The organism is Zarconia sp. (genome assembly GCF_057467645.1).
The window spans coordinates 1-13,515 of record NZ_JBRJXU010000088.1 but is presented as its reverse complement, the minus strand read 5'-3'; the positions used below and the strand labels follow the sequence as shown (position 1 = coordinate 13,515).

General features: G+C 51.7%; 8 protein-coding genes. 5 read left to right on the top strand and 3 right to left on the bottom strand.

Annotated features, from left to right (window positions below; translation table 11 throughout):
• Positions 1-202 precede the first annotated feature (202 nt).
• Positions 203-529: a Mo-dependent nitrogenase C-terminal domain-containing protein gene (locus tag AC2215_RS13260; RefSeq protein WP_486810486.1), complete on the bottom strand. Its 327-nt coding sequence runs from the start codon at positions 527-529 to the stop codon at positions 203-205.
• 429 nt (positions 530-958) lie between these two features.
• Between AC2215_RS13260 and trpB the strand changes: the two genes are divergently transcribed.
• Positions 959-2,209, top strand: a complete 1,251-nt coding sequence (gene trpB / locus AC2215_RS13255) for a tryptophan synthase subunit beta (protein WP_486810485.1) — start codon at positions 959-961, stop codon at positions 2,207-2,209.
• A 207-nt stretch (positions 2,210-2,416) separates the two neighbouring features.
• Here the strand turns inward: trpB and AC2215_RS13250 are convergent, their stop codons facing one another.
• Complete coding sequence (locus AC2215_RS13250; RefSeq protein WP_486810484.1) at positions 2,417-3,463, bottom strand: agmatinase family protein; 1,047 nt, start codon at positions 3,461-3,463, stop codon at positions 2,417-2,419.
• A 132-nt stretch (positions 3,464-3,595) separates the two neighbouring features.
• Complete coding sequence (locus AC2215_RS13245) at positions 3,596-4,297, bottom strand: diacylglycerol/polyprenol kinase family protein (RefSeq protein WP_486810483.1); 702 nt, start codon at positions 4,295-4,297, stop codon at positions 3,596-3,598.
• Between the two features lie 296 nt (positions 4,298-4,593).
• Here AC2215_RS13245 and yidD point away from each other — a divergent pair, with 296 nt between their 5' ends.
• The 4 genes from yidD to AC2215_RS13225 all read left to right on the top strand — a co-directional run bounded on the left by yidD (position 4,594) and on the right by AC2215_RS13225 (position 13,308).
• On the top strand, positions 4,594-4,821 hold the full coding sequence (gene yidD, locus AC2215_RS13240) for a membrane protein insertion efficiency factor YidD (RefSeq protein ID WP_486810482.1): 228 nt from the start codon (positions 4,594-4,596) through the stop codon (positions 4,819-4,821).
• A gap of 626 nt (positions 4,822-5,447) precedes the next feature.
• Positions 5,448-6,248 carry a DUF928 domain-containing protein gene (locus AC2215_RS13235; protein ID WP_486810481.1) on the top strand — a complete coding sequence of 267 codons (801 nt, stop codon included), beginning with the start codon at positions 5,448-5,450 and terminating at the stop codon, positions 6,246-6,248.
• Positions 6,249-7,764: 1,516 nt separating this feature from the next.
• Positions 7,765-10,596, top strand: a complete 2,832-nt coding sequence (locus AC2215_RS13230) for a two-partner secretion domain-containing protein (protein WP_486810480.1) — start codon at positions 7,765-7,767, stop codon at positions 10,594-10,596.
• Between the two features lie 156 nt (positions 10,597-10,752).
• Positions 10,753-13,308 (top strand): two-partner secretion domain-containing protein, encoded by a 2,556-nt coding sequence (locus AC2215_RS13225; protein WP_486810479.1) that lies wholly within the window; start codon positions 10,753-10,755, stop codon positions 13,306-13,308.
• The last annotated feature ends 207 nt before the right edge of the window (positions 13,309-13,515 follow it).

Below are 13,515 nucleotides of genomic sequence, written 5' to 3'. Positions count from 1 at the left end.
TAACTGGCTTTACTTCAGGGAAGAAAGCCAGTACGAGTACTGCTAATTTTTAATTCTCTTGCAACGTCTAGATACTGTTCGTCGATATATTCACACAGCGATCTAGCTCTGACGGTCAATGTTTGAATAATTTCATTGGAAGAATTTCAAGAGTGCCCATCAATTTAAATCTATGAGAGCGAAATCTAAGCAGTCATGGGTTTTAACAATATCCGCTCACGTCTTCCCCGCAAACATCAGCCAGGAAGCATAATGCCCGAAAGCGCAACTCCACGAGCTGTTCGTAAAATGGATTGAGTTTGCACAATGGAGGAATGCGAAATAAAGTGCGCCCGAGGACTCGAATATCTCGCGCAAAAGGACATTGAGCGGGAATTAGCTTACACAGCCACCGCGCAACTTGACTGTTTCGAATTTCGATAGTTTCTAGCCGGTGTCGGATCGCAGAGATCGGACCAACACAATTCGCTTGCAATGTTGTTTTAGCGAATTCTAAGAGATTATAGAACGATGGAGTCTCAAAGCGCATAGGGGATTGAGTGGGCTTGACATTAACCGATCGATATAGTACATAGCCTTGCTCAAAGTATTTTGTATCGTTCGATGCTAAATTGAAGGTCAGAATGACGATCGAGAATAAAGTCAATCCTAATTTTGCAAAAGTTAACACCTTCAATCCGTGTATTTATATCAAGTTCGGTTGAATACTGATAATTCACCGTGAAGCGAGCCGGCAATCGCTGGGGGAGAGAATTTGAGAAGAGATTAAGCGTTTGCGCCCAATTCTAACGAATTATCCGAACTTGATATTACGCACCAATGCTGAAGATGCCTCTAGAACTTACAAATCTCCTTCATCCCTGAAGTTTCCCGGGCCCCTGTGCTCTCCTATAATGAAGTTTGTCCGATCGCACCCGATCCGATCGCCTTCATCCCTCGTTCTCGAATCTCAAAGCCCATGACCGTAACCCCCACAGACCGCCCAACCTCTCCTCAAACCCAGCACCCCGACTCCTTCGGTCGTTTCGGTCGCTTCGGCGGCAAATACGTTCCCGAAACCCTGATGCCGGCCCTGGCGGAACTGGAAACGGCATTTTGGCAGTATCGAGAGGACCCAGAATTTCAAAAAGAACTGCAAGGACTGCTGCGAGACTACGTCGGTCGTCCGTCGCCTCTATATTTTGCCGAACGTCTCACCAAACACTACGCCCGACCCGACGGCAGCGGTCCGCAAATTTATCTGAAGCGGGAAGACCTCAACCATACCGGCGCTCATAAAATCAATAATGCGATCGCCCAAGCCCTGCTTGCAAAACGAATGGGCAAACAGCGCATCATCGCCGAAACCGGTGCGGGTCAGCACGGGGTCGCCACCGCTACTGCCTGCGCCCGATTCGGTTTGAAGTGCATCATCTATATGGGCGTACAGGATATGGAACGGCAAGCCCTGAACGTCATTCGGATGAAGTTACTCGGTGCCGAGGTGCAACCGGTGAGTGCGGGAACGGGAACCCTTAAAGATGCCACCTCCGAAGCGATTCGCGATTGGGTGACCAACGTAGAAACAACCCATTACATCCTCGGTTCGGTCGCCGGTCCTCACCCCTATCCGATGATGGTGCGGGACTTCCACGCGATTATCGGCGAAGAAACCCGCACCCAGTGTCAGGCTGCTTGGGGCGGGTTGCCCGACTTGCTGTTGGCCTGTGTCGGGGGCGGTTCGAATGCCATGGGTCTGTTCCACAATTTTGTCGGCGAACCCACAGTGCGACTCATCGGCGTAGAGGCTGCCGGAGAAGGGGTAGACTCGGACAAACACGCTGCAACCCTCACCCAGGGACAGGTGGGAGTTCTCCACGGGGCGATGAGTTACTTGTTGCAAGATCGAGACGGACAAGTGCAAGAGGCGCATTCCATCAGTGCTGGATTGGATTATCCCGGAGTGGGTCCCGAACACAGCTACCTTAAAGATACGGAACGTGCCGAGTATTACAGCGTCACCGACAAACAAGCCCTGGATGCGTTCCAGTTACTCTCCGAGTTAGAAGGGATTATCCCCGCATTGGAAACTTCCCACGCGATCGCCTATTTGGAAACCCTCTGTCCCCAACTCGCCGACGGGACAAAAGTGGTCATCAACTGTTCGGGTCGGGGAGATAAAGACGTGCAAACGGTGGCCAAGCGTTTGGGGTTGATGAACGGCAACTAGCAATCTGAGAATCAGGGGGGATTAACCTGACAGAGAATGGTTTTGGATAATCTGACAATTGTCGGTGGTGACGACAACGAGAATTCCAGGGTTCGGCGATTGCCCTGCGGTCGGCGTTCCCTTGCGTCTTACGCTTAACAAGGAGTCCGACCGCTCCCCCAGTTCTCATCCACCCGAAAGTTCAAAACCTACACTTGTCAGAGGGAATTAACCCTCTCGACGGAGTTGCAGACCGCACAAGCAAGCCAGTTTATAAAGTACTCTCGCTCCCACATTCCCATCCCACTCATCTCCCATCTTTCCGGGAGCAACTTCGCACAAATCGAAGCCAATGATGGTTTTCTCCGATTTGACGAGCGATCGCAACAAATACATTGCTTCGTTAAACTCCAAACCCCCCGGTACGGGCGTTCCCGTATGGGGGCAGTAGGAAGGATTCAACCCGTCAATATCGAAGCTAATATAAACCTTGTCGGGTAAACGATCGATAATTTCTCGGCACTGTTCCCCCCAAGTGGTGCCTTCGTAAGTGTTGGCTTTCAGCTGCCAGTCATCGAACGAAACAATCCGGCGATCGCTCTTTACCCGAGTCATTTCTTCTTGGCAAACATCTCGAATCCCCACCTGAACTAGGCGGCAAATCTGGGGGATTTTGAGGGCGTTCTGCATAATCGAGGCATGGGAATAGGTAAAGCCCTCGTAGGCTTGGCGAAGGTCTGCGTGGGCATCGATTTGTAAAATGCCATAATCTTCATGTTGCGTTGCCAAGGCTTGCATCAACCCCAACGATACGCTGTGGTCCCCGCCGACAATACCCACTTGTTTTCCTTGCTGCAACAGTTCGAAGGTGCGATCGTACACCCAACGATTAAGATCGGCACAGGCACGATTCACCGTTGCCAGTCGTTCGGCGATTTCCTCATCATCAACCCCTCCACCCCTTTCTAAATACTGAATAATCTCTTTGGCGATCGCTCGGATTTCGCGATTGTGCCGTTGAATCTTGGCATTGATGGGTATCGTCGCACATCGGGTTTCCCAAGCTTGGGGTAGATCGAAGTCGTACCAATCTAACTGTGCCGATGCATCTAAAATGGCTTGCGGGCCATTCGCTGTGCCTTCTCGGTAAGATACCGTTGCATCCCAAGGAACCGGCAAAAACACAATGGAAGCCTCTTCAACAGAATAGGGAAAGCCAAAGAAGCTACCGTTCGGGACTGTAATACCATTGGGATTCAAGCCGGTTTGGTTCATGGGTTTTTCAGATACGACTCGTCGAGTCTAAAGACATCTGGTAGAAATCAAAAATTCAATCAATTTTTATGTCGAAGTCATGAATTTCTTCTCCCTTTTCCCCTTAACCCTTAACCCTTTTCCTCCCGAAGTCTACAAACCAATGGATTGCTGCAAAAAAAATGCGATCGCCGCACTGCTAATGGGAACCGTCAGATTATCAATTCCCAACTTAGAAAATGCTTCCAATCCCGTCGCAACTACTGCTGCCACAAGTGACACGACCCCCGTTTCCCACAGAGGGTTGCCAACCGCAAGCAAAATCGAACTGCTGACGGCGTAACTCACCAAACCCATCGTCAGGGTTCCTTCCCAACTCTTCTGGATGCCCCAAACCTGGTAGCGGTGGCGACCCCATCGCTGGCCGACAATCGCTGCCATGCCATCTCCCCAGGTCATAATCAAAATTCCGATCGCTGCGTATTGCGGTAAATGGAGGGGAAAAAACCAGCCAATTAAAACTCCCATGCTGATGGCATAGAAAAACGTTCCCAAGCTTTTTCGTCCGACACTATTAATACCTGGCAAAATCGGCAGCCAGTAGGAAACCAGAGCAATGGTTCCAGCCGCGATCGCCGCTAGAATTCCCAGCCAGCCGGGAACTTGCAACCACCACGCGAATAAAATGACGTTACCCGCACCGATATGAACCACTTTACGGACGATCTCCGGTTGCGCCAAACGGTAGCGGTGCAATCCTTCAGCAACCAGTACCACCAAACCCAACCAAAGTGCGACGAGACCGATGGGTCCTTTGAGCGCGAGGAGTGAGGTTAAATGGGGCTGAACGTCCATATACTATTAATGTCAACAGTAAAGCATTGACGATCGAGAACTTTCTCAGTGTATAGCACCATGTATCCCCCTTGGGAGAGGCAACGAGCGCTTTGGTAGAAAGATACCCATCGGCGATCGAGTCATTCTCATTGAGTATCGATACAGCTGGCTATATATAGATAAGTGTGACTGACTTGAAAATGGGAAATGGAGAATGGAAACCACCTGTTTCATCAAGCGTGTCAAGAAACAACTCGCCCACAGCTATAAAATCCAAAATCGAAAATCGAAAATTCTCACGGGGAGCCATCGAAATGAAAGTAATATTACTGGGCTTGATTCGCGGTTATCGAATACTGATATCACCCTTATTTCCTCCGACCTGTCGCTTCCATCCCACCTGTTCCAAATATGCTTTGGGAGCGATCGAACGGTTTGGTCCTTGGCGGGGGGGATGGCTGGCTTTACGCCGCATCTCGCGCTGCCATCCCCTCAATCCAGGTGGTTACGATCCGGTTCCACCGAAGTTAAATAAAGATTAAGAATTGAGACGAAGTCGATCGAGCGAGATTCAATTTATTAAAACTTATTGAGAATTTGCGCTCGTGGTTCGCCAATCTTATCAATTTCTACACTTTCAACAAATATGTCGCTCCTTTATCTATGGTGCTAAATTCGGAATGCTGACGCTCGTGCTTCTCTATCTTCATGAGTAATGATACGCACGCCACCCATCCCAGATGGTGACAGACATCCGTACGATTACTGGTAACTCGCAGTAAAATCATCAGCCTCGCTCGCGCATACATTCGGAGAATCTCGACCAAAAACGCAAATCGGGAGAGAAACGCTCGATTATTCGAGAATAGAATCGAGCTTATTTTCGGACTCGAAAAAACTCGTAGATCGATATTTATCTCGATCGTGCATATCACATCAATTGCTGTTCGAGCGAAAGATGACAGCCAGAAATGAAAGTTCACCCAAGCTGACTTGACTCGGACAAAAATTGAATGTAAACATGAACTAGTTATGTTTGGGGATGTTATGCGCATTAACAAACTTCAACATTCTATGGCTTCAACATTCCAAACAACAGAGTGCATCTGGGTCTAGAGTATGACAGTGAATATTTGACTCGATCGCGCCGAATGACGTGACTGAAACTATGACATCGAAAATCTTCAACTGGGCTTCGGGCGCTCTCTCGCTCAATTTACTCGTCTTGAGTGTGTCGCCAGCGTTTGCCGGACCCAATACCTCTCCAACAATCAACGCTACGTACCAACTTGCAGGATTTACCCCCCCCTCCGGCTTAGGCGCTCCTCCGACCACCGGCGGCGGAACCCGTTCGGGCAGTTGTTCGCCCAGCCAGGTCGTTTCCGATTTGACCCTAGCATCTCTCGTTCCAGCCGTTAGCCCCGAAGGAGACTGGAGCGTGACGACCAAAGAGCATCCAGAATTTTTCGTGTTCGTACCGGAAACGGCAGCTACATCGGCCGAACTCGTCGTTGCGGAATTCGTCGTTCGCGATGACCAGTGGAACGAAGTGTACCGGAGTACTGTAGAGCTACCTCAACAAGCAGGAATTCTCAAGATTGGTATCCCAGAAACCGAGAAAGGCTTAGAAATCGGCAAACAGTATCGCTGGCACTTCGCCCTCAACTGTCCGACTAACGAGCGCGGTATTTCCAACGAAATCGCCGTGGAAGGTTGGACGCAGCGTGTCGAAACCCAGGTGTTCGCACCAGCACTCGCATCTGCACTCGAAACTTCAACCGATCGCACTCTCGCCGAACTGTACGCCGATAGCGGCATTTGGCACGAAGCCGTTTCTACTTTGGCTCGGTTGCGCGCCCAAAACCCCGAGGATACTGCCTTAATTGCCCAATGGAACGAACTCCTCGAAACGGCAGGACTCTCTCATCTGGTTGAAATCCCGTTACTGACGAGTGCTGCTGAATTCTAATCGATTTGTATCTAATCGCATCGATGTAGCCTTATAGTTATCTTCTCTCTCTGGTAACGTTCGGGTCTTCTACCACGATCGATCGTATGTCAATCCAACTCCTTAACCCCTGGAGTCTCTTTTTTACACAGGTGAGAAAGCGATTTCAGGGGATTTGATTTTGCGTCTTTCTCCCCCAGCTATATAGCCGTATTCAGTCGGGTTAGGACAATAGTGCGAGCTCTTGCTCGCGTTTCCAACGATATGATTGTTGGAGGTGTCCTAACTACAGTGAATACCGCTATAGCAGTCGCGATATCGGTTAGGTCAAAATTATAGCCATCGCCATAGCAATTAGGACCGTTGTGAAGGTGGGCAGAAGGGGGCGAAGGGGGCGACTGGGGCAGGGGGGAAAGACCTCGAACCCCACCGGACCCAATCGACCTCAAGTATGAGTTGTCGCCGGCAATCTCTAACACCTCTCCAGCACGGGAATCGCAGCAGCCATAACCCTCAACCGGTCGATTTCGAAAGAATTTTCCGTAGTTTCAACGATAGACAAAACTGGCATCGAGCAAGTACATAATAAAACAACAAAGCGCTTGTGCGTCTGCAAATCCTTCCAAGAAAACTGCGCTTGTTCCTCACCTTCTCTTCCATCGCAATCCACTATTGACCGATCGATCCGGGATATTACCCATTTCAGTCAGACGCTTGGGTTGAAGTGACACCCCAGAACACAAGACACTCGTAGAGTTGGGAGATTCCCAACCCGATTCGCATTCCACTTCCCTTTGGTGGGTCTACCGCAACGGACAAGTTTCCCAATCGCCAATTCAGCGCCAGAGTGACAGGTCGCGATCTCAGATGGGAATCGGGAATGGTCTGGGGTTTGAGGTTTCAGACGAGGAGTGCCCATCAGCGCTCGGACACAGTCTAGATTTAGACCATGAGTCGAGCGATAACACGAACCATGGGGCTTGACAAACGAGTGATTTTCTGAGTTTCACCAACGCTCGATCGTCTCTAATGCCAGTTTTGGATCGTCTCCAACCCGCATTCTGCCGTTGCCTCAACATGAGCGAACACCCCATTCTCTCGTTGAATTACCCTCGCCGAAAGCCCGATCGCTCGCGTTAGATTCAAGTGCATTGCGGACGGGTGTGGGGGTTCCAGGGAGCAAGATACGAATGTGAAATTGAGATATTCTCATTCTGATGAATACAGCGATATCGATAGTTTTATCGATGACTCGATATCGCGATCGATCTTCAAGAAAAGCGATTAGATCTCTGGAGGAAAACGGTGAAAAGGGACATGGTAGAGTCATCGATCGCTTCGAGATCGAAACTGATGCGATTGTTGATTTCAAGCCAATGTCTGTGAGACCTCTCCAGAACTCAAAAATCTAATGATTTTTATGCCGAAGTTATGAATGTATTCTCCCTTTATCCCTAAAGCTTTAACCCTTTTCTACCCGATGTTTCTTAACGACAGCGATAACTTTTAAAAACCAAATTAACTTCCGTATTAAAAGATGAAAACCTTAACCCTTCAACTCTTGAATCTCCCACTCGGGAGATGCGATTGCCCTTGGGTCACCCAGATTTTAGTCCCAGTGCTGCTCGCCCTGGTGTGTCCCCAAAAAACCCAGGCCCAAATCCTCCCCGATACAACCCTGCCCAATCATTCGATGGTGGAAATCGAAGGGGGGCTGCAACGCATCACCGGCGGCACTCAAGCGGGCAGCAACCTCTTCCACAGCTTCCAAGAATTCAACCTCGATACCGGGGGAACCGCTTATTTCGATAATGCTCTCACCATCAATAACATTATTACCCGCGTCACCGGAGGGCAACTCTCCAATATCGATGGTCTCATCCAAGCGAACGGCAGTGCCAACCTATTCCTGCTTAACCCCAACGGCATCGTCTTCGGTTCCAACGCCCGACTCGACATTGGCGGTTCCTTTCTCGGCAGTACGGCCGATCGTTTCATCTTTGAAGATGGTAGTCTTTTCAGTGCTACCGCTCCCAATTCTTCCAGCCTACTCTCAGTCAACGTTCCCGTGGGTTTGCAATGGAACGGAACGAACGCCGGCCGGGTTCTCGTAGAAGGTTCCGGTCACGTTCTACCCAACGAAGACCCCACCCTCATTCCCATCTCCGAGCGCAATAGCGGCTTGGGATTGCGGGTTCTGCCCGGAGAAACCCTGGCCTTAGTGGGGGGAGATGTCACCCTCGATGGTGGAATTCTGACCGCACAGCAAGGGCGCATCGAACTCGGTAGCGTTGGAACTGGGACCGTGAGTTTGGATACCACCGATAGATTGAGTTTGGACTACACCAATGCTGGTAATTTGGGAACGGTGCAGCTTCAATCCCAAGCCTCTGCGGATGTCAGTGGAGTTGGCGGAGGAGACATTCAAGTGCGGGGGCAAACGGTATCCCTAGCAAATGATTCGAGAGTGTTAGCAGATACTTTGGGAACTGAAGATGGCATCGGAATTGCGATCGATACCGAACAATTGACGATTACCGGAGATTCCTTCATTTCCACCTCAACCTACGGCGATGGTCGGGGCGGGAATTTGAGGGTCGATGCTCGTACCATCGAAGCGGTGGGAACTAGCGAACTGCAAGACTTTTTACCCATTCTGTTTTCTACCAACCTTCAAAATCCCGCCCAGGTGGGAAGTGGCTTGTACGCCATGGGATTTGGGGCGGGGGATGCGGGAGAGTTGACCGTCAATGCCGAGACTCTAGCCTTGCGACAGAGTGCGTTCTTCTCTGGCGTTTCTTCTGGTACCGGAGACGGTGGGGTTCTCAATATCAATGCCACCGATTCCGTGGAACTGATTGGTTCGGAAATTTTTGTCGATAGTTTGGGAGATGGACGGGCGGGAATTTTGAATCTGGAAGCCCGGACTGTGAGATTGGATGTGGGAGGTGGGATTTTCGGGTCTACCTTCGGTACCGGACAAGGCGGCATCGTCAATGTTCGTGCGTCTGACTCGATCGAAATTTCTGGAACCACCCCCAACGGTGTATTTAACAGCGGCATCGGGGCGAATTCCTTTGGTTCGGGTCCGGCGGGTCAAGTGGTCGTCGAAGCCCCGAGAATCCTGATGCAGGGTGGATCGGGTATTGGTGCCTCTGCATTTGATTCCGGCCAAGGGGGAACTGTAATTTTGAGGGGGTCGGAATCGATCGAACTGATCGGCACCGCTGCCAATGGGGAAGACCTGACGAATATTAGCACCCAAAGCCGGGGTTCGGGGGCGGCTGGGGATGTTGAAATTACCACCCCCAGTTTGCAAGTTCTCGGTGGGGCAACCGTCTTTACGTCTACCCTCGATTCCGGGGCTGCCGGACGTTTGACCGTGCGTGCCGACCGCATCGAAATTAGCGGTACGTCTCCAGATGGTCAATTTCCCAGCAGTCTGCGTTCCGATGCCGACTTGAATGCCGCCCCATCTGGTTTTTTCTCCGGCAGTACGGCGAATGCGTTGGGGGCTGCGGGAGATTTGACGGTGATTGCCGAGACCCTCATTGTCAGTAATGGCGGACTGATAGCCGTTAGCAGTGCCGGGGAAGGGGAAAGTGCGGGGAACTTGAACGTTCGAGCCGACTCGATTTTACTCGACGATCGCGCCACTTTCACCGCCGAACCCTTTACCGGTACTGGGGGCAACATTTTCATCGAAGCCCAAGACATCCAACTGCGCCGAGGTAGCGCGATGACGACGAACGCCCGAGGGAATGCCACGGGGGGAAATATTTCCCTGGAAACGGAAACCCTGGTGGCACTCGAAAATAGCGACATTACGGCCAACGCCCAGACGGGATTTGGCGGACGGGTGAGTATCGCCGCCGAAGCAATTTTCGGGACTCAGTTTCGAGATTTCCAAACGCCCGAAAGCGATATCACCGCCACATCCGACCTGGGGGCAGAGTTTAGCGGCGTGGTAGAAATTCAAACCCCCGACGTGGATACGAGTTCCGGGCTGATTACCCTGCCGGAGAACGTAGTGGATGTCACGGCATTGGTGGGGCAAAATCCCTGCGCCCGGGGGCAGGAAAGTTCGTTTACCGTGACCGGACGCGGCGGCTTGCCCCCCAATCCCACAGATGATTTGCCGGGGGAAGCCACTTGGGTCGATTTGCGATCGCCCACAACCTCCACCACTCAGACTGAAAGTAACATTTCAGCGGCTGAAGCGATCGTCGAACATCCACCTCTGGTAGAAGCCCAAGGCTGGTATCGAAACGATCGCGGTCAAATCGTCCTGACAGCAACTCCCACTCGGGGCGATGCTCACTCATCGGGTATCCCATCGGTTCAATGTCAGGAGATCGGGAAATCTTAAACTCAGAATTCACCTTAGAGTAAAGGGAATCGGAAATCGTTGGAAGCCGTAACGATTGGGTAAAAGTTAGGGCTTCTAATAAGCATTCATTGGAATTCGGTATTGGGAATTGGATGGGTAATGAGGGAATCTAACCAATTACTTTAAAGTCTTGAGATGAAGGTGATTCAACGGTATTTTACCGATCGACACTCTACCAATTTTATAAAAATTGGCGCAATTTTATCGAGTTTGGGAATCATTTTATTTCCCCAAGAGCTATTGGCTCAAATCCTCCCCGATACGACTCTGCCCAACAATTCGATCGTCGAAATCGAAGGGGGGCTGCAACGCATTACCGAAGGAAGCCAAGCGGGTAGCAACCTCTTCCACAGCTTCGAGCAATTCAACCTCGATACGGGAGGAACGGCCTATTTCGACAATGCCCTCACGATCGACAACATCATCACCCGCGTTACTGGAGGCACGATTTCCAATATCGATGGCATCCTTCGCGCCAACGGCAGTGCCAATTTATTTCTGATTAATCCTAGTGGCATTGTGCTCGGACCCAACGCCCGACTCGACATCGGTGGCTCGTTTCTCGGCAGTACTGCAGACCATTTAATCTTTGAAGATGGGAGCGTTTTCAGTGCCACCAACCCAGATCGGACAGCGCCCCTACTCTCTGTGAACGTCCCCATCGGCTTGCAACTCGGACCCCATCCCGGAGGCATTACCCTAGAGGGTCCCGGACATGGCTTGATTGCCCCCCCAATTCAGAGTGCATCCCCCCAGGAAAACCTCAGCGATGTGGGACTACGGGGACTACAAGTTCCAACGGGTCGCACCCTTTCTTTCGTTGGAGGAAATGTGACCTTTAATGGCGCACTCTTGAGTGCCCCCAGCGGACGCATCGACATCGGCAGCGCCATCGAAGGACGGGTAAACCTCTCTGGGACGGCTTTGGGCTGGAGGTTGGACTACCCGGAAGATATTGGCAATTTCGGGGACATTCAGCTTTCGGGTGCCGCTGGGTTAGATGTCAGTGGCGGGGGAGGCCGCGGGATTCAACTGGTGGGGCGGCGCATCACCCTGAGTGAGGGGTCTTTTGCCTTTGCTAACACCCAGAGTGCTTTGGCTGGGGGAGATATTACCCTGCGAGCTTTCGAGTCGATCGTCATTCGCGGCACCGACTCCGCTCCCAATGGTTTTTCTAGCGCTTTGAGAACAGACACGATCGGTCCCGGAGATAGCGGCGCGATCTCTGTTTCGACTCCATCTTTAACTCTAGATGGTGGAGCGGGAATCTATACGGCATCCTTTGGTGCGGGCAACGGCGGCAACATCTGGGTCGATGCGACCGACTCAGTCGAACTCATCGGTGCCTCTCCCCTTCGCCGTACTGCTTTGAGTGCGATCGGTTCTAATACGTTTAATGAGGGGGATGGGGGAGATATCACCCTTTCGACCTCCCGTTTGAGCCTCCGCGACGGCGGTGCGTTGCTGGGTTTGACCCAAGGAACCGGCCGCGGTGGTAATGTTGTCGTTCGGGCTGCCGAGGAGGTAGAGGTCATCGGATTTAATCGAACTAGACCCAACGGCACTCGCAGTTCCTTATCAACCATAGCGCAAGGTCCTGGGAAGGGGGGCAATACTACCATTGAAACGGCTCGGTTGCGGCTTCTCGACGGGGGACAAGTCGTGGCCACCACCACAGCCACCGGTGCGGGGGGACGTTTGAGGGTGAATGCCTCTGAATCGATCGAAATTAGTGGGGTGGTCGAAGGAACCTCACTCCCGAGCACCCTCAGTTCCGATGCCCCAGCCAATATACCAATTCAACAAATTCTGGGATTACCGCCGATTCCCTCGGGCGAACCGGGAACGGTCACCCTCAATACCCCTCGCTTGAATATCTCAGATCGAGCTCGAGTGGGTGTTGACAATCAAGGGTTGGGGAATGGGGGCGATCTGCAGATAACTGCCGAGGCGATCTTTCTCGATACTGGGGGACGCATTGCCGCCTCGAGCGTATCGGGGGAAGGGGGCAACGTGGTTTTACAAGTTGGAGATACCCTGCAACTGCGCCACGGAAGCCAAATTACCGCAGAAGCGGGAAATCGTGGCAATGGGGGGAATATTTCTATCGACACCGACACCCTCGTCGCCCTGGAAAATAGCGATATCACCGCCAATGCCCAACAGGGATTGGGGGGACGGGTGAGTCTTGCCGCCACCGGCATTTTCGGTACCCAGTTTCGAGACTTTCAAACTCCCGAAAGCGATATCACCGCCACCTCTCAATTGGGGGCGGAGTTTAGCGGCGTCGTCGAAATTCAAACCCCCGATGTCGATCCCGGTGCGGGATTGGTGCAGTTAGCCGCAAGCCCCATCGACCCCACGACAGAAGTCACCTCGGGCTGTGTGGCTTATACCGACAGTCAGTTTATCGTTACCGGACGAGGTGGACTCGCCGAAGAACCGATCGCCCCGATTGGTCCAGAAACGATCTGGGAGGATTGGCGAGATTTTTCATCCACAATGCAAACAACAACGGGAACCTCCATCGAATTCCCTGTCTCCATTTCGACCCCACCTGCACTCGTTGAAGCGACGGGGTGGCAGATTAACGATGCCGGAGAGGTGGAACTGATTGCGACGGTTTCCTCCCGAAATCGTGGTGGTGCCTGGGGGGAGCGATCGAATTGTCAGTCGCAAACCAACAGTTAAAAATCAGCAAATAAAAATCAGTGATAGCAGTCGCCACGACCGCATTTGACAACACCAGATAATTATGTATAGCAACCGTCAGGGCGGTTTAGGCATCGTGAAGGTGAGCTTTCTTGAGCAGGCAATCGCGGTGAGTAGGGGGAGAGAAGAAAATGCGAGCCTTGAGCTTGATTTCTCGAGTGTCCTAACCGCCTTGGCGACGGCTAT

What these genes read in the sequence shown, in the direction of transcription:
- AC2215_RS13225 (WP_486810479.1), top strand. Translation starts at nt 10,753, where the DNA reads ATGAAGGTGATTCAACGGTATTTTACCGATCGACACTCTACCAATTTT.
- AC2215_RS13235 (WP_486810481.1), top strand. Translation starts at nt 5,448, where the DNA reads ATGACATCGAAAATCTTCAACTGGGCTTCGGGCGCTCTCTCGCTCAAT.
- AC2215_RS13230 (WP_486810480.1), top strand. Translation starts at nt 7,765, where the DNA reads ATGAAAACCTTAACCCTTCAACTCTTGAATCTCCCACTCGGGAGATGC.
- AC2215_RS13250 (WP_486810484.1), bottom strand. Translation starts at nt 3,463, where the DNA reads ATGAACCAAACCGGCTTGAATCCCAATGGTATTACAGTCCCGAACGGT.
- yidD (WP_486810482.1), top strand. Translation starts at nt 4,594, where the DNA reads ATGAAAGTAATATTACTGGGCTTGATTCGCGGTTATCGAATACTGATA.
- AC2215_RS13260 (WP_486810486.1), bottom strand. Translation starts at nt 529, where the DNA reads ATGCGCTTTGAGACTCCATCGTTCTATAATCTCTTAGAATTCGCTAAA.
- AC2215_RS13245 (WP_486810483.1), bottom strand. Translation starts at nt 4,297, where the DNA reads ATGGACGTTCAGCCCCATTTAACCTCACTCCTCGCGCTCAAAGGACCC.
- trpB (WP_486810485.1), top strand. Translation starts at nt 959, where the DNA reads ATGACCGTAACCCCCACAGACCGCCCAACCTCTCCTCAAACCCAGCAC.